The sequence below is a fragment of the Variovorax sp. OV329 genome, assembly GCF_900114785.1.
In the GTDB taxonomy this organism is placed as follows: Bacteria; Pseudomonadota; Gammaproteobacteria; order Burkholderiales; family Burkholderiaceae_C; genus Variovorax.
Window position 1 is genome coordinate 1 of the sequence record NZ_FOUG01000002.1, and the last position, 15,349, is coordinate 15,349.

Consider the following 15,349-nt stretch of genomic DNA (forward strand, 5'->3'; position numbering starts at 1 on the left):
CTGCCACTAAAAGCAGCAGGTTAGGGTTCTTACGTGGGTCAGATTTAGATGGAAATCGCCGGGGTTAGTGGGTCACTTCTAGATGGAAATCAACAGTCCTAGCCTTTGCTGGACCCCGCTGCCGTCGACATCAGTTCGATACGAAAACACGCCCCAGACAAGCCTCATGATGATGGCCCGACGGGCGCTGCATCTTCGTCCTCGCCCGGCGCGCGCGGACCGATGCGCTCATCATCCACCTGTTTCATGAGCGCGACGACGCCCGCATCGAAGGCATCGATGCCACAGGTCATAGGACTCCTGGCTGGCCTGTACCTCAGTCCAAACGGTTGCGTCTTCAGTGGACTCGTGCAGGATCCAGTGGAAGCGCCCGGGCTCGGGTTCTTCGACGAAGACGCTGATGCGGCGCAGGTGGCTCATGCCGCATGGTAGCCCAGGGGGCGAACACACGCAGGCCTGATGCAGGGTCCCATAGCCACCTACCGCCGCATCTGCAGGGACCGGCCGCGGCACTGGAAACAAGCTCTCAGTCGTCACCGAGCCCGGCAGTTGGAAGAAACATTTGCCGCTACTGCGAGCGAACTGCAGACACAACCTCTCAAGCCTCGTCCGGTTCAATCAGCCGGAAAACGCGGCAATCCATTCCCCCGCCAACCGGTTGCCCGGATAAAGCCTGTCTACGAACTTAATGAGTTGTCTACGAATTTGTTAGCTCAGAACAGTCAAAGCGTCTTGTTACCTCGCCTCGGGATAACCCGCACAGCAATTCCCGCAGTCTTGCCTACATTGCTTGTACGCAAGCAAATGGACAACTTGCATGCAACCCAAACCCGGGAGACAACTCATGTTCCGCTTTGCCAAATCCCTCTTCGGACAGGTCGTCATCGCGCTCGCGCTGGGCGTGCTGGCCGGCCTGCTCATGCCCGACCTGGCGGTCAAGCTCAAGCCGCTGGGCGATGGCTTCATCAAGCTCATCAAGATGATCATCCCGGTGCTGGTGTTCTGCGTGGTGGTGCATGGCATCGCCGGCGCGGGGGACCTGCGGCGCGTGGGCCGGGTGGGCGTGAAGGCCTTGATCTATTTCGAGGTGCTCACCACCGTCGCCCTCTCCCTGGGCCTGCTGGCTGCCTTCGTGTTCAAGCCCGGCGTGGGCATGAACGTGGACCCGAGCCTGCTCGACGCATCGGCCATGAGCGCCTACACGTCCAACGCCGACAAGCTCACCAGCGGCGGCACGGTCGAATTCCTGATGAAGCTCATCCCCACCACGGTGGTGAACGCCTTCGCCACCGGCGACGTGCTGCAGGTGCTGCTGTTCGCGGTGCTCTTCGGCTGCGCCCTCGCCCTGCTGGGCGACAAGGGCCGCCCGGTGGCGCTCGTGGTGGACGCGCTCTCGCTGGTGCTGTTCAAGATCATGGGCATCATCATCAAGCTGGCGCCGCTGGGCGTTCTGGGCGCCATCGCCTTCACCGTGGGCAAGTACGGCATCGGCTCGCTCAAGCAGCTGGGCATGCTGGTGGTGCTGTTCTACGCCTCGGTGTTCGTTTTCGTGGTGGTGGTACTGGGTCTGGTGATGCGCGTGTCGGGCTTCAGCCTCTTCAAGCTGCTGCGCTACCTGCGCGAGGAACTGGCCATCGTGTTCGCCACCACCTCGTCCGACAGCGTGCTGCCGCAGATCATGGCCAAGCTGCGCTTCATGGGCATCCGCGACTCGACCGTGGGCCTGGTCATTCCCACCGGCTACTCCTTCAACCTGGACGCCTTCTCCATCTACATCACGCTGGCCGCTGTGTTCATCGCCCAGGCCACCAACACGCCCATCGGCATGGGCGACCTGCTGGCCATCCTGGCGATCTCGCTGGTCACCTCCAAGGGCGCACACGGCGTGCCGGGCTCGGCCATCGTGGTGCTGGCGGCGACGCTGCATGCGATTCCGGCCATTCCGGCCATCGGCCTGGTGCTGGTGCTGTCGGTGGACTGGTTCATGGGCATCGCCCGCGCGCTGGGCAACCTGATCGGCAACTGCGTCGCCACCGTGGCCATCGCCGCCTGGGAAGGCGACATCGACAGGGTCCGCGCCCATGCCGTGCTCAACGGCACCCACTCGCCGGAGGACGCCGACCTGGCCGAGCCCGATTCCGCCGTCGGCGTGGTGCATGCCGCCGCGGTCGCGGCCGCCACCGCCCACGCAGTGCGCTGAGATACGCTCGCGCCATGGCCGCCAGTTCTTCTCCTTCGCCGTCGTCTTCTTCCTCGGAGGCCGTCAGCCCGACCACCATCGCCGAGCGCGTGGTCGAGGCCATCCTCGCCCAGAAGCTCGCGCCCGGCGAGCGGCTGGGCGAACAGCAGCTGGCCGAGAACTTCGGCGTGAGCCGCACCATGGTGCGCGAGGCGCTGATGCAGTTGCAGGCCCGCGGATTCGTGGCGGTGCAGTCGCGCCGCGGCTGGTTCGTGGTGGAGCCTTCGGTAGATGAAGCGCGCGATGCCTTCTCGGCCCGCCGCATCGTGGAGGCCGGCATCCTGGCCGAAGCCGGCCGGCCGCTGTCGAAGGTGATCCGCAAGCTGCGCGAGCACATCGCCGACGAGAAGCGCGCCATTGCCGGCGCCGACGCCGCCACCCGTGCCTTCCTGCTGGCCGACTTCCATGTCTGCCTGGCCGACCAGATGGGCCATCGCCTGCTGGTGGACGTGCTGCGCGACCTGACGGCCCGCACCACCCTGGCCGCCACGCTGTATCAATCCACGCACGAGGCCAGCGTGTCCTGCGCGGAGCATGCGGCCATCGTGGCCGCGCTCGAGGCGGGCGACACGAAGAAAGCGCGCGAGCTGATGCTGGCGCACATCGGCAACGTGGAGCAGGCGCTGGAAGTGGAAGTGCCCGAGCGGCCCGGCAACGACGAGCGCCTGCGCGCCACGCTTGCGCCCATCGCACTGCCCTCGCGCCAGGCCGAGCGCTGAGCTTTTTTTTGCGCCGGCGAACGCGGGCTGTCCGCTGACGCGACGCCAGCGCCCGGCTCGGCTACATTCGGCCCACTTATGCGTACATCCCAACTCGAGCGCGGCGCCTTCCTGCTGCTGCTGGCCGCGGTCACCGTGGCTTTCTGCTGGGTGCTTCTGCCCTTCGTCGGTGCGGTCATGTGGAGCGTCGCACTGGCCATCCTGTTCACCCCGATCTACCGGCGCATGGTGCGCCGGTTCAATGGCCGGCACAACCTGGCGGCCCTGATCACGCTGGCGATGGCGCTGGTGATCGTGATCCTTCCGCTCATCGCCATCTCGATGTCACTGGTCGGCGAGGCGACCAACATCTCGCAGCGCATGCGCTCGGGCGACGTGAGCTTCACGCGCTACCTGCAACAGATGCTCAACGCGATACCGCGCTGGGCGATGGACCTGCTCAACCGCGTGGGCCTGGGCGACATCGAAGCGATGCTGGCCAAGATCGCGCAGGGTGCCTCGGCCGCCAGCCAGCAGATCGCGACCCGCGCGCTGGCCATCGGCCAGAACACCTTCGAGTTTCTGGTGAGCTTCGCGCTGATGCTCTACATGCTCTTCTTCTTGCTGCGCGACGGCGGGCAGCTGTCGGGCACGATCCGCAACGCCCTGCCGCTGGCCAAGCCGCACACCAATTTCCTGTTGAACAAGTTCACGACGGTGATCCGCGCGACGGTCAAGGGCAACATCGTGGTGGCGGTGGTTCAGGGCCTGATCGGCGGCCTGACGTTCTGGGCGCTGGACGTGCAGGGCGCGCTGCTGTGGGGCGTGGTGATGACGATACTGTCGCTGCTGCCGGCAGTGGGCGCGGCGCTCATCTGGGGTCCGGTGGCGGTCTATTTCATCGCCACGGGCAGCACCTGGCAAGGCGTGACGCTGACGCTGATCGGCGTGTTCGTCATCGGGCTGGTCGACAACGTGCTGCGCCCCTTGCTGGTGGGCAAGGACACGCAGATGCCCGACTACATCGTGCTGATGTCGACGGTGGGGGGCCTGGCGCTGTTCGGCATCAACGGCTTCGTGATCGGGCCGGTGATCGCGGCGATGTTCATGGCGGCGTGGCACGTGTTTGCGACTGCGGATCAGGATCCGGACGAGCCGGCTGCTTGAAGTCGCTTCGTTCGCTGGTTCAGGAGTTCAGCAGTTCATCGGTTCTTCGGTTCTTCGGTTCTTCGGTTCTTCGGTTCTTCGGTCCAACGATTAGAAGGTTCAGCGGTGCAGCGGGTCGGGGCGCACGGGGCGCGGCAGGCGGTGTGACGATTTCAAAAACGGCCGAACGACCCAACGGGGTTTGTCGGCACGATCCGTGGTGCACAACGGTTGGATCACCACCGCCGTGTCCAGGTCTAAGGCCTGTGTGCCGCTGTGTGCGCAGCATGCGTCTCGGGCGCCGAGCAGCGCAGCGAGGCCGGCCCGTTCTTGTGTGCCGAAGGACACACAAGAACTTCAACATCTGACTTGCGGCGGGTGTCTGAGCGACGGAGTCGCGAGTTCCGCCGCGGGCCGGTCTCGCGAGCGGCGCAGGGGAGCCGGCGCGAAGCGCCGGCCGCCCGAGTCGCATGCTGCGCACACAGCGGCACACAGGCCTTTGACCCGCCACGAACAAACGAACAAACGAACAAACGAACGAGACAAGGAGATCAACTGCAACGCGCCCCCACCATCTTCCCCTCCCCATCCACTTCAAGGATGAGCCGCAAAGGATCCGCGGGCGCAGGCATGGCCGCACCGGATTTCACCGTCACAGCCGACCGCGCCCCCGTGCGATTGCGTGCCTCCTCCAGCACCTCCGGCGTCACCTTCTGTCCCAGCGCGAAGCGCGAATCGTTGGCCGTGCACCTGTGGACCAGCTCGGCGAACTGCGGCGGGGGCGGAACATCGGGGCCCAGCGGCCTGGGCGCGTCGGGCGACACGCAGGCAGACAGCAGCAACGCCAATGAAAAAACAGCAGCGAAAGCAGGTCGGTGGCAGCAGCGCATGGATTTCCTTCTTGAATGAAGGAAGACTAACGCGCCCACCACGGTCCGTCGAACCGCCCTTGCAGGAAAGCCACAAAGCTTGACACCTTGCCTGGAACCAGCTTGGGCGACGGGAACACGGCATGGATCTCCTGCTCGGCCAGCCGGTGGTCGGCCAGCACCTCCACCAGCTTGCCTGCCTTGATCGATTCTTCCGCCACATAGCGCGGCATCAAGGCGATGCCCAGCGCCTCGCGCGTGGCCGCCAGCACCGCGGACAAATTGTTGGAGCGCATCCGCCCGGTCACCGGCACCGTCACCGCCTCGCCCCGGGGCGTGTGCATCTGCCACACGTCGTCGCCCACCACGCTGCTGTAGATGAGCGCCACGTGCGCGCTCAGGTCCTGCGCCCTCTTGGGCGTGCCGCGCTCCTTCAGATAGGACGGCGCCGCCGCCATCACCCAGGGGTTCATGCCCAGGAAGCGCGCACCCAGCGAGGAATCGGCCAGCTTGCCCATGCGCACCGCCACGTCGATGCCCTGCGCCACCAGGTCGACGTAGCGGTCCTCGAAGCTCAGGTCCACCTGCACCTGCGGATGCCGGGCCATGTATTCCAGCGCCGCCGGAACCACGACCCGGCGGCCGAAGGCCACCGAGGTGCCGATGCGCAGCAGCCCCTGGGCCTGCGTCTGCTGCAGGCGCACGATGCTGTCGGCGTCCTGAGCGTCGCGCACGATGCCCTTGCACTTCTCGTAGTACAGCGCGCCCACCTCGGTCAGGCTGACGCCGCGCGTGTTGCGGTTGAGCAGACGCGCCTTCAGCCGCGTCTCGGTGGCGGCGACCTGCTTGGTCACCGTGGGCTGGGTGGTGTTGAACTCTCGGGCGGCCTTCGAGAAGCTGCCGGTTTCCACCACGCGCACGAACATTTCCATGGCCAGGAGTCGATCCATGCCCCGATGCTAGAGGCATTCATTCCGATTTGGAATAGGTTTTATGGCGCCCTGCCGTCTTCTGCCAACAGGCGCCGCTGCCTAAAGTCCAAAGCCTCAGACCTACAGGCACCCAAGGAGACTAAAAAATGGCAAAGATGAGCGCGGCCCAGGCCGCAGTTCTGGTGATGGAGAAGGAAGGCGTGACGCAGGCATTCGGCGTGCCCGGCGCAGCCATCAACCCGCTGTACTCGGCGCTGCGCAAGCAGGCCAGCATCGGCCACATCCTGGCGCGCCACGTGGAAGGCGCCTCGCACATGGCCGAGGGCTACACCCGGGCCAAGGCCGGCAACATCGGCGTGTGCATCGGCACCTCCGGGCCGGCGGGCACGGACATGATCACCGGCCTGTACTCGGCCTGGGCGGATTCGATCCCGATCCTGTGCATCACCGGCCAGGCGCCGCGTGCGCGCCTGTACAAGGAAGACTTCCAGGCGGTGGACATCGAGTCCATCTCCAAGCCCGTCACCAAGTGGAGCGTCACCGTGCGCGAGCCCGGCCAGGTGCCGCAGGTGTTCCAGCAGGCCTTCCACCTGATGCGCTCGGCTCGCCCGGGCCCGGTGCTCATCGACCTGCCCTTCGACGTGCAGATGGCGCAGATCGAGTTCGACATCGACACCTACGAGCCCCTGCCCGTCTACAAGCCGGCCGCCACCCGCGCGCAGATCGAGAAGGCGATCGGCATGCTCAACGAGGCCGAGCGCCCGCTGATCGTGGCCGGCGGCGGCATCATCAACGCCGACGCCTCCGACCTGCTGGTTCGCTTTGCCGAAGCCACCGGCGTGCCGGTGATCCCCACGCTGATGGGCTGGGGCGTGCTGCCCGACGACCATCCGCTGATGGCCGGCATGTGCGGCCTGCAGACGAGCCACCGCTACGGCAACGCGACGATGCTCGCCAGCGACTTCGTGCTGGGCATCGGCAACCGCTGGGCCAACCGCCACACCGGCTCGGTCGACGTCTACACCAAGGGCCGCAAATTCGTGCACGTGGACATCGAGCCCACGCAGATCGGCCGCGTGTTCACGCCCGACTTCGGCATCGTCTCCGACGCCAAGGCCGCGCTGGAACTCTTCGTCGAAGTGGCCGAGGAGATGAAGGCCAAGGGCGGCCTGCCCGACCGCAAGACCTGGGCGGGCGAGTGCCTGGAGCGCAAAAAGACCATGCTGCGCAAGACCAACTTCGAAGACGTGCCGATGAAGCCGCAGCGGGTCTACCAGTGCATGAACCGCAACTTCGAGCGCGACACCTGCTATGTCAGCACCATCGGCCTCTCGCAGATCGCCGCCGCGCAGTTCCTGCACGTGTACAACCCGCGCCACTGGATCAACTGCGGCCAGGCCGGCCCGCTGGGCTGGACCATTCCCGCCGCCCTGGGCGTGCGCGCCGCCGACCCCTCGCGCAAGATCGTCGCGCTCTCGGGCGACTACGACTTCCAGTTCATGATCGAGGAACTGGCCGTGGGCGCGCAGTTCAAGCTGCCCTACATCCACATCGTGGTGAACAACAGCTACCTGGGCCTGATCCGCCAGTCGCAGCGCGGCTTCGAGATGGACTACTGCGTGCAGCTGGGCTTCGAGAACGTCAACGCCGGCCCCGACGCCGGCGTGGAAGCCGGCTACGGCGTGGACCACATGAAGGTGGTCGAGGGCCTGGGCTGCAAGGGCATCCGCGTGACCCGGCAGGAAGAGATGACGCCCGCCATCCAGCAGGCCGAGAAGCTCATGGCCGAGTTCGGCGTGCCGGTGGTCATCGAGGTGATGCTGGAGCGCGTGACCAACATCGCCATGGGCACCGAGATCGACAACATCACCGAGTTCGAGGAACTGGCCAAGGACATCGGCGACGCACCCACTGCCGTGGCTGCCGCGCTGCTGGACTGAAGCTTCACCGAAATCGATTCAGAAAAGAAGGAACGACGCATGCCCAAGTTCGCTGCCAACCTCACCATGCTCTTCACCGAGCTGCCCTTCATGCAGCGCTTCGAGGCCGCCGCCAAGGCGGGCTTCGAGGCGGTGGAGTACCTCTTCCCCTACCCTTTCCCCAAGGCCGAGCTGGCCGCGGCGCTGAAGGCCAACAACCTGAAGCAGGTGCTGCACAACCTGCCCGCCGGCGATTGGGACGCCGGCGAGCGCGGCATCGGCTGCCATCCGGACCGCGTGAGCGAATTCCGCGAAGGCGTGGCGCGCGCCATCGACTACGCCGGCACGCTGGGCTGCCCGCAAGTCAACTGCCTGCTGGGCAAGGTGCCGGCCGGCGTGAGCACGCAGCAGGCGCACGAGACGGCGGTGGCCAACCTGCGCTTTGCGGCCGAGCAGCTGCGCGGCGCGAACATCCGCCTCTTGATCGAGCCGATCAACACCTTCGACATTCCCGGCTTCTTCCTCACCCGCACCGAGCAGGCGCTGAAGATCCTGGACGAGGTGGATTCGGGCAACCTGTTCGTGCAATACGACATCTACCACGCGCAGCGCATGGAAGGCGAGCTGGCCAGCACCATCACCAAGAACCTGGCGCGCATCGGCCACATCCAGCTGGCCGACAACCCGGGCCGCGGCGAGCCGGGCACCGGCGAGATCAACTACGCCTGGCTCTTCAAGCACATCGACGCGGCCGGCTACACCGGCTGGATCGGCTGCGAGTACAAGCCGCGCGGCGCCACCACCGCCGAAGGCCTGGGCTGGCGCGAACAGCTCGCGGCACGTTGATCCATCCCTGAATCAAGACAACGCAAGAGAAGGAAAGACCAAGACATGAGCGAGAACACCTCCCGCAAGATCGGCTTCATCGGCCTGGGCATCATGGGCGCCCCCATGGCCAACCACCTGCTGGCCGCCGGCCACCAGCTGTTCGTGAACACGCATGGCCCGGTGCCCGATCCCTTCGGCACGCAGGCCATGGTGTGCCCCAGCGCAGCCGATGTCGCGAAGCAGGCCGAGATCATCTTCATCATGGTGCCCGACACGCCCGACGTGGAGAAGGTGCTGTTCTCCGAGAACGGCGTGGCCGCGGGCCTGGCTTCCGGCGCCAAGGGCAAGATCGTGGTGGATATGAGCTCCATCGACCCGATCGCCACCAAGGAATTCGCCAGGAAGATCCTGGCGCTGGGCGCGGGCTACATCGACGCGCCGGTTTCCGGGGGCGAGGTGGGCGCCAAGGCGGCCAGCCTGACCATCATGTGCGGCGGCGACGAGGGCGACTTCGGCCGCGTGCGCCCCTTGCTGGAGAAGATGGGCAAGAACATCACCCTGGTGGGCGGCAACGGCGACGGCCAGACCACCAAGGTGGCCAACCAGATCATCGTGGCGCTGAACATCGCCGCCGTGGCCGAGGCCCTGGTCTTCGCCAGCAAGGCCGGCGCAGACCCCGCCAAGGTACGCCAGGCGCTGATGGGCGGCTTCGCCTCCAGCCGCATCCTGGAAGTGCATGGCGAGCGCATGATCAAGCGCACCTTCGCGCCCGGCTTCCGCATCTCGCTGCACCAGAAGGACCTGAACCTGGCGCTTTCGGGCGCGCGCTCCCTGGGTGTTGCACTGCCGCAGACGGCCAGCGCGGCGCAGCTGATGAACGCCTGCGCGGCATTGGGCTACGGCCAGGAAGACCACAGTGCGCTGGTGCGCGCACTGGAGGCCTTGGCCCAGCATCCGGTGGCGCCAGACGCATCCTGATTCAACCTGCGTCAACCCCACCTGCAAAGAGAGGCACCGCTTGCGGTAGCCTCTCTTTTCGCTTTTTCGCGTTCCCCATCACGACAACAACGAAGGAGAGAGCTGTCATGTCGAACACCCTGTCACCCGCCGAAGAAGCCCTGCGCGACGCGGCGCGCGAATACCACCGCTTGCCCACCAAGGGCAAGATCTCCATCACCCCCACCAAACCCCTGCTGAACCAGCGCGACCTGTCGCTGGCCTACTCGCCCGGCGTGGCCTATCCCTGCCTGGACATCGAGGCCGACCCGGCCACCGCCTTCGAGTACACCGCGCGCGGCAACCTGGTGGGCGTGGTCACCAACGGCACCGCGGTGCTGGGCCTGGGCGACATCGGCCCGCTGGCCGCCAAGCCGGTCATGGAAGGCAAGGGTTGCCTGTTCAAGAAGTTCGCCGGCATCGACGTGTTCGACATCGAGCTGGCCGAGCGCGACCCCGACAAGCTGGTCGACATCATCGCGGCGCTGGAGCCCACGCTGGGCGGCGTCAACCTGGAGGACATCAAGGCGCCCGAGTGCTTCTACATCGAGAAGAAGCTGCGCGAGCGCATGAACATCCCGGTGTTTCATGACGACCAGCACGGCACCGCCATCATCTCGGCCGCCGCGCTGCTCAACGGCCTGGAACTGGTGGGCAAGAAGATCGAGGACGTGAAGATCGCCGTCTCGGGCGCGGGCGCCGCCGCCATCGCCTGCCTGGACGTGATGGTGGGCCTGGGCGCCAAGCCGGCCAACATCTTCGCGGTCGACTCCAAGGGCCTGATCTACGAAGGCCGCGCCGGCGGTTTCGACGAATCCAAGGCCCGCTACGCGCAAAAGAGCACCGATGCGCGCACCCTGGCCGACGTGGTCAAGGGTGCCGACGTGTTCCTGGGCTGCTCGGCGGCCGGCGTGATGACGGGCGACATGGTCAAGACCATGGGCAGCCAGCCCATCATCCTGGCGCTGGCCAACCCCGAACCGGAGATCCGCCCCGAGGTCGCCAAGGCCGCGCGGCCCGACTGCATCATCGCCACCGGCCGCTCGGACTATCCGAACCAGGTCAACAACGTGCTGTGCTTCCCCTACATCTTCCGCGGCGCCCTCGATTGCGGCGCCACCAAGATCACGGAAGAGATGAAGCTGGCCTGCGTGCGCGAGATCGCCGACCTCACCAAGGCCGACATCAGCGAGGAAGTGGCCACCGCCTATGCCGGGCAGGAATTGGCCTTCGGCGCCGACTACCTGATCCCCAAGCCCTTCGACTCGCGGCTGATCCTGCGCATCGCGCCGGCCGTGGCCAGGGCGGCGAAGGCGTCGGGCGTCGCGACGCGTCCGATCGAGGACATGGACGCCTACCGCCAGCACCTGTCCCGCTTCGTCTATCACACCGGCATGTTCATGCGCCCGGTGTTCAGCGCGGCGAAGGCCGCCACCACCAAGCGCCTTGCCTATGCCGACGGCGAGGACGAGCGCGTGCTGCGCGCCGCGCAGTGGGCGGTGGACGAAGGCATGGCCAGGCCGATCCTGGTGGGCCGCCCCGCCGTCATCGAGACGCGAATCAAGAAGGCCGGGCTGCACATCAAGCTGGGCATCGACGTCGAGAACGTGAATCCCGAGGACGATCCGCGCTTCCGCATCTACTGGGAGGCCTTCCACAAGCTGATGGCGCGCCAGGGCGTGACGCCCGAGGCCGCCAAGACCATGGTGCGCCGCTCCAACACCACCATCGCCGCGCTGATGGTGCACCTGGGCGATGCCGACGCCATGCTGTGCGGCCTGGTCGGCCGCTTCGACGCGCACCTGGACCACATCCGCAACATCATCGGCCTCAAGCGCGGCGCGCCGGGCTTCGCCACGCTCAATGCATTGACGCTCGACAAGCACACGCTGTTCGTCGCCGACACCAATGTGCACGAGGACCCCAGCGCCGAGATGCTGGCCAGCATCGCCGTGATGGCGGCCGACGAGATCAAGCGCTTCGGCCTGCCGCCCAAGGTGGCCTTCCTGTCGCACTCGAACTTCGGCACCTCCAGCCGCGGCTCGGCCAGGAAGATGCGCCTGGCGCGCGACCTGTTCGCGAAGATGGCGCCCGACGTGGAGTGCGACGGCGAGATGCACGGCGACGCCGCGCTCTCGGCCGAGATCCGCCGCACCGCCTTGCCCGAGACCTCGCTCAGCGGCGACGCCAACCTGCTGATGTGCCCCAACCTGGACGCGGCCCACATCCTCTACAACGTGCTGAAGATCACTGGCAGCCACGGCGTGACGGTGGGCCCGATCCTGCTGGGGGCAGCCAGCTCGGCGCACGTGCTGACGCCCTCGGCCACGGTGCGCCGGGTGATCAACATGACGGCGCTGGCAGTGGCCAACGCGGCCATCGAGAAGTAGCGCACGAAGAGGCGGCCGGCGGCCGCCTTTGCAACGGCTAGGCCCCCGGCCGCGCCAGCGCGCCCAGGTAGTCGCGCACGCGCGGCTGCGCCACCAGCTCGTCGAAGCCGGCGTGCTGCGTCACCTCGCCCTTGTGCACGAAGAGGAAGCGCTCGCAGCTCTGGCGCAGGATGTCCAGGTGGAAGGGCTCGTTCGGATGCACGCACAAGAAGACCAGCCGCCCCGACTCCTTCAGCCGCGCGAAGAAGTCCAGCATGAAGCCGATGTAGCCGTCCTGCGTGTTGAACTGCGGCTCGTCGAACAGGTGCACCAGCGGCGAATCGCTGCGCGCATGCTCCAGCATGAAGTTGGGCCGGTGCCGCTGGAAGGCCCGCACCTGGTAGGACTGGTGGTAGTGGATCGCCAGCCGGTCGCGCTCGTGCGTGCGCACCTGGTGGATGTCCTGGCCGGCCACGCGCACGCGGCCGCTGTCGGGCCGGTTGCTGCCGGTCATCAGCTCGAAGAGCGTGGTCTTGCCCGACCCGTTGGGGCCCAGCACGCCGACCACCGCCGGGCGTGCCACCTCGAAGTCGGCTGCGAGTGAAAAGGTGCGCTGGCGCCGCCACGGCAGGCCGCGGCTGTAGTGCTTGCCGATGCCTTCGACGCGAAGAAGCGCCGCGTGGTGGTTGGTGGTCGTGGTGTTCATCCGGATCAGACTCCCAGCAGGCGCATACGCAGCGCGGCATCGCTGCGCAACCGCTGCGCAGGGCCCTCGTGCACGATGCGGCCCAGGTTCATCACGTAGACCCGGTCGGCCACGGCCAACGCGCTCTGCACGTTCTGCTCGACCACCAGCACCGCCACGCCCTCGGCGGCCAGGCGGGTGATGGTCTTCATCACGTCCTGCACCACCTTGGGCGCCAGGCCCTGGCTGGGCTCGTCGAAGAGCACCAGGCCCGGCGAGCCCAGCAGCGCGCGAGAAATGGCCACCATCTGCATCTCGCCGCCCGACAGGTTCTCGCACTCGCGGTGCATCAGGTATTCCAGCGCGCTGAAGATCTCGAAGCACTCCTTCTCCCGCCAGGCGCGAAAGCGCGTCTTCTTGCGTGCGATGGCGAGGTTTCGCGCCACCGTGAGGGTGGGAAAGATGCGCCGGTCGTCCGGCACCCAGCCGATGCCGGCGCGGGCGATCTCGTGCGTGGCGGCCTGCGTGACGTCACGGCAGTCGAAGCGGATGCTGCCGCTTCGCGCCGGCGTCAGGCCCAGGATGGAGCGCAGGGTGCTGGTCTTGCCCGCGCCGTTGGGGCCCAGCAGCGCCACCACCTCGCCGGCCGCCACTTGCAGGGACACGTCGAAGAGCACCTGCGTCTCGCCGTAGAAGGTGCGGATGTCTTCCACGCTCAGCAGCGTCTGCGCCGTCTGCGGCGACAAGACCGCGCTCATTCGGACACCTCCGTGCTGCGCTCTGCACAGCGCGCCGCTTCGGGCGGCCGGGCGCGGCTCATGCCAGCGCCCCCAGGTTCGAGCGCGCCACCCACTCGTTGCGCCGCAGCTCATCAGGCGTGCCTTGCGCGATGACCTGCCCCCAGTGGATGACGGAGATGCGATCGGCCAGTGAGAACAGGAATTTCATGTCGTGCTCGATGATCATGATGGTCAGGTGCCGCCGCAGGCCGGCCACCAGTTCGGCCAGCCGCGCGGTGCCCTCGGCGCCCAGGCCTGCGGTGGGTTCGTCCAGGAAGAGCATGCGCGGCCGCGCCGCCAGGGCGACGCCGATCTCCAGCGCACGCCGCTCGCCATAGGAGAGGCTGCGCGCCTGCACCCGCTCCTTGCCGGCCAGGCCCACCTGCGCCAGCACCTGCGCCGCCTCTTCCTGCGCGCCGCGGTCCGCGCCCAGGTCGCGCCAGGGGTTGAAGCCTTGGGCGCGCACCCGCGGCGTGGCCACCAGCACGTTGTCCAGCGCCGTGTAATCGTCGAAGAGATTCATGATCTGGAAGGAGCGCGAGATGCCGCGCCGGGCGACCTCGCGCGGCGCCAGGCCGGTGATGTCCTGCCCGGCGAAGCGCACCGTGCCGCGGTCCGGCTTGAAGCGGCCCGTGAGCACGTTGAAGCAGGTGGTCTTGCCGGCGCCGTTGGGACCCATGATGCCCACCAGTTCCCCTTCGTCGCACGACAGCGTGATGTCCTCGAGCACGACCTGCTCGCCGAAGCGCTTGGACAGTCCGGTGGCTTCAAACAGCTTCATCTGCGCCTCGCTGGATCAGGGCCAGCGCCGCCGCGCCGGATGCGCCTGCACCGACAGCGGACCGCCGCGCCAGCCGCCCTCGCCACTCCTGCCAGATGCCCGCAATGCCCTCGGGCTTGAACAGCACCATGGCCATGAACACGAGCCCATACCAGAGCAGCCACGCCTCGGTGTACACGCCCAGCAGGTCGCGCGCCAGGATGAAGAAGGTGGCGCCGATCACCGGCCCCCAGAAGCTCACCATGCCGCCGCCCACCAGCACCATCATCACCACGAAGCCGGAGTTGTGCAGGCTCATGACATTGGGGTAGGCCGACTGCTGCGCCATGGCGAAGAGCGCACCGGCCAGCCCCGCCACCGATGCGGACAAGGTGAAGGCCAGCCACTTGTAGAGCCAGATGTTGTAGCCCACGAAGGCGGCGCGGGTCTCGTTCTGCTTGATCGCGCTCAGGATGCGCCCCAGCGGCGAATGCACCAGCCGCCATAGGCCCACCAGCACCAGGGCGAACACCGCCAGGCAGAAGTAGAAGAGCGCGCCGTTCGTCTGCAGCGGAAAGGCGATGAAGCCGAAGTCGGCCGGCAGGCGCTGGATGTTCAGCAGCCCGTCCTCGCCGCCCGTGACCGTGTGCCACTTGTTGGCCACGAACCAGAACACCTGGCCGAAGGCGATGGTCAGCAGCGCGTAGTAGATGCCGCGCCGGTGCGAGATGAACAGGCCCACCAGGCCGGCCAGCACCGCCGTCACCAGCACCGCGCCCAGCAGGTCGAACCACAGGTTGGGCCACAGCTTGAGCTGCAGCAGCCCGAAGGCATAGGCGCCGACGCCGAAGTAGGCGCCGTGCCCGAAGGACGGCAACCCGGTGAAGCCCAGCAGCAGGTTGAAGCCCAGGGCGAACATCATCCAGATCATGATTTCCAGCGCCAGGTACTGGTAGAGCCCCACGCGCGCCACCCACAGTGGCGTGGACAGCAGCAGCACCAGGACGATGACCATGGGCAGCGGGAACCAGGGAGCGCGGCCGGCGGCGAGTTGCATGGGCGTTGTTCAAAAAGGTGTTGGACAAAACAGAATGTACGTTCTAATATTTAAACATTCAAGAACATTCAT

14 protein-coding genes are annotated in these 15,349 nt (G+C 66.7%); 8 read left to right on the forward strand and 6 right to left on the reverse strand.

Annotation, left to right across the window (positions count from 1 at the left end):
* Positions 1-164: 164 nt before the first annotated feature.
* Complete coding sequence (locus BM345_RS30720; RefSeq protein ID WP_302847476.1) at positions 165-293, reverse strand: hypothetical protein; 129 nt, start codon at positions 291-293, stop codon at positions 165-167.
* Positions 294-844: 551 nt separating this feature from the next.
* On the opposite strand from BM345_RS30720, the gene BM345_RS02715 reads away from it, so the two are divergent.
* The 4 genes from BM345_RS02715 (at position 845) to BM345_RS29600 (ending at position 4,992) form a co-directional block, all read left to right on the forward strand.
* Entirely contained in the window at positions 845-2,200 is a 1,356-nt protein-coding gene (locus tag BM345_RS02715; protein WP_093375322.1) for a C4-dicarboxylate transporter DctA, read from the forward strand.
* Positions 2,201-2,214: 14 nt separating this feature from the next.
* Positions 2,215-2,958, forward strand: coding sequence for a GntR family transcriptional regulator (locus tag BM345_RS02720; protein ID WP_093375324.1), 744 nt, complete (start codon positions 2,215-2,217; stop codon positions 2,956-2,958).
* A gap of 78 nt (positions 2,959-3,036) precedes the next feature.
* Positions 3,037-4,104: an AI-2E family transporter gene (locus BM345_RS02725; protein WP_093375326.1), complete on the forward strand. Its 1,068-nt coding sequence runs from the start codon at positions 3,037-3,039 to the stop codon at positions 4,102-4,104.
* A 609-nt stretch (positions 4,105-4,713) separates the two neighbouring features.
* The gene (locus BM345_RS29600) at positions 4,714-4,992 is read left to right on the forward strand and encodes a hypothetical protein (RefSeq protein WP_139237453.1); all 279 of its coding nucleotides are present in this window, start codon (positions 4,714-4,716) and stop codon (positions 4,990-4,992) included.
* 7 nt (positions 4,993-4,999) lie between these two features.
* Here the strand turns inward: BM345_RS29600 and BM345_RS02735 are convergent, their stop codons facing one another.
* A complete protein-coding gene (locus BM345_RS02735) occupies positions 5,000-5,902 on the reverse strand; it encodes a LysR family transcriptional regulator (RefSeq protein ID WP_093375330.1) in 903 nt (300 codons plus the stop codon).
* Between the two features lie 128 nt (positions 5,903-6,030).
* Here BM345_RS02735 and gcl point away from each other — a divergent pair, with 128 nt between their 5' ends.
* From gcl to BM345_RS02755, 4 genes are all read left to right on the forward strand, one after another.
* On the forward strand, positions 6,031-7,824 hold the full coding sequence (gene gcl, locus BM345_RS02740) for a glyoxylate carboligase (RefSeq protein WP_093375332.1): 1,794 nt from the start codon (positions 6,031-6,033) through the stop codon (positions 7,822-7,824).
* A gap of 39 nt (positions 7,825-7,863) precedes the next feature.
* The gene (hyi, locus tag BM345_RS02745) at positions 7,864-8,649 is read left to right on the forward strand and encodes a hydroxypyruvate isomerase (protein ID WP_093375334.1); all 786 of its coding nucleotides are present in this window, start codon (positions 7,864-7,866) and stop codon (positions 8,647-8,649) included.
* 45 nt (positions 8,650-8,694) lie between these two features.
* On the forward strand, positions 8,695-9,609 hold the full coding sequence (locus tag BM345_RS02750; protein WP_093375336.1) for a 2-hydroxy-3-oxopropionate reductase: 915 nt from the start codon (positions 8,695-8,697) through the stop codon (positions 9,607-9,609).
* Positions 9,610-9,716: 107 nt separating this feature from the next.
* The gene (locus tag BM345_RS02755; protein ID WP_093375339.1) at positions 9,717-12,017 is read left to right on the forward strand and encodes an NADP-dependent malic enzyme; all 2,301 of its coding nucleotides are present in this window, start codon (positions 9,717-9,719) and stop codon (positions 12,015-12,017) included.
* Positions 12,018-12,054: 37 nt separating this feature from the next.
* Here the strand turns inward: BM345_RS02755 and BM345_RS02760 are convergent, their stop codons facing one another.
* The 4 genes from BM345_RS02760 to BM345_RS02775 are packed head-to-tail and all read right to left on the reverse strand — an operon-like array spanning position 12,055 to position 15,277.
* Positions 12,055-12,702, reverse strand: coding sequence for an ATP-binding cassette domain-containing protein (locus BM345_RS02760; RefSeq protein WP_093375341.1), 648 nt, complete (start codon positions 12,700-12,702; stop codon positions 12,055-12,057).
* A gap of 5 nt (positions 12,703-12,707) precedes the next feature.
* On the reverse strand, positions 12,708-13,439 hold the full coding sequence (locus tag BM345_RS02765) for an ABC transporter ATP-binding protein (RefSeq protein WP_093375343.1): 732 nt from the start codon (positions 13,437-13,439) through the stop codon (positions 12,708-12,710).
* A 58-nt stretch (positions 13,440-13,497) separates the two neighbouring features.
* The gene (locus BM345_RS02770; RefSeq protein ID WP_093375345.1) at positions 13,498-14,241 is read right to left on the reverse strand and encodes an ABC transporter ATP-binding protein; all 744 of its coding nucleotides are present in this window, start codon (positions 14,239-14,241) and stop codon (positions 13,498-13,500) included.
* Positions 14,228-15,277, reverse strand: a complete 1,050-nt coding sequence (locus BM345_RS02775) for a branched-chain amino acid ABC transporter permease (RefSeq protein ID WP_093375347.1) — start codon at positions 15,275-15,277, stop codon at positions 14,228-14,230. Before BM345_RS02775 ends, BM345_RS02770 begins: the two co-directional genes overlap by 14 nt.
* Positions 15,278-15,349 lie beyond the last annotated feature (72 nt).

Bases quoted from the DNA above. Each gene is read 5' to 3' on its own strand.
- BM345_RS30720 (WP_302847476.1), bottom strand. From the start codon at position 293: ATGACCTGTGGCATCGATGCCTTCGATGCGGGCGTCGTCGCGCTCATG.
- BM345_RS02715 (WP_093375322.1), top strand. From the start codon at position 845: ATGTTCCGCTTTGCCAAATCCCTCTTCGGACAGGTCGTCATCGCGCTC.
- BM345_RS02720 (WP_093375324.1), top strand. From the start codon at position 2,215: ATGGCCGCCAGTTCTTCTCCTTCGCCGTCGTCTTCTTCCTCGGAGGCC.
- BM345_RS02725 (WP_093375326.1), top strand. From the start codon at position 3,037: ATGCGTACATCCCAACTCGAGCGCGGCGCCTTCCTGCTGCTGCTGGCC.
- BM345_RS29600 (WP_139237453.1), top strand. From the start codon at position 4,714: ATGGCCGCACCGGATTTCACCGTCACAGCCGACCGCGCCCCCGTGCGA.
- BM345_RS02735 (WP_093375330.1), bottom strand. From the start codon at position 5,902: ATGGATCGACTCCTGGCCATGGAAATGTTCGTGCGCGTGGTGGAAACC.
- gcl (WP_093375332.1), top strand. From the start codon at position 6,031: ATGGCAAAGATGAGCGCGGCCCAGGCCGCAGTTCTGGTGATGGAGAAG.
- hyi (WP_093375334.1), top strand. From the start codon at position 7,864: ATGCCCAAGTTCGCTGCCAACCTCACCATGCTCTTCACCGAGCTGCCC.
- BM345_RS02750 (WP_093375336.1), top strand. From the start codon at position 8,695: ATGAGCGAGAACACCTCCCGCAAGATCGGCTTCATCGGCCTGGGCATC.
- BM345_RS02755 (WP_093375339.1), top strand. From the start codon at position 9,717: ATGTCGAACACCCTGTCACCCGCCGAAGAAGCCCTGCGCGACGCGGCG.
- BM345_RS02760 (WP_093375341.1), bottom strand. From the start codon at position 12,702: ATGAACACCACGACCACCAACCACCACGCGGCGCTTCTTCGCGTCGAA.
- BM345_RS02765 (WP_093375343.1), bottom strand. From the start codon at position 13,439: ATGAGCGCGGTCTTGTCGCCGCAGACGGCGCAGACGCTGCTGAGCGTG.
- BM345_RS02770 (WP_093375345.1), bottom strand. From the start codon at position 14,241: ATGAAGCTGTTTGAAGCCACCGGACTGTCCAAGCGCTTCGGCGAGCAG.
- BM345_RS02775 (WP_093375347.1), bottom strand. From the start codon at position 15,277: ATGCAACTCGCCGCCGGCCGCGCTCCCTGGTTCCCGCTGCCCATGGTC.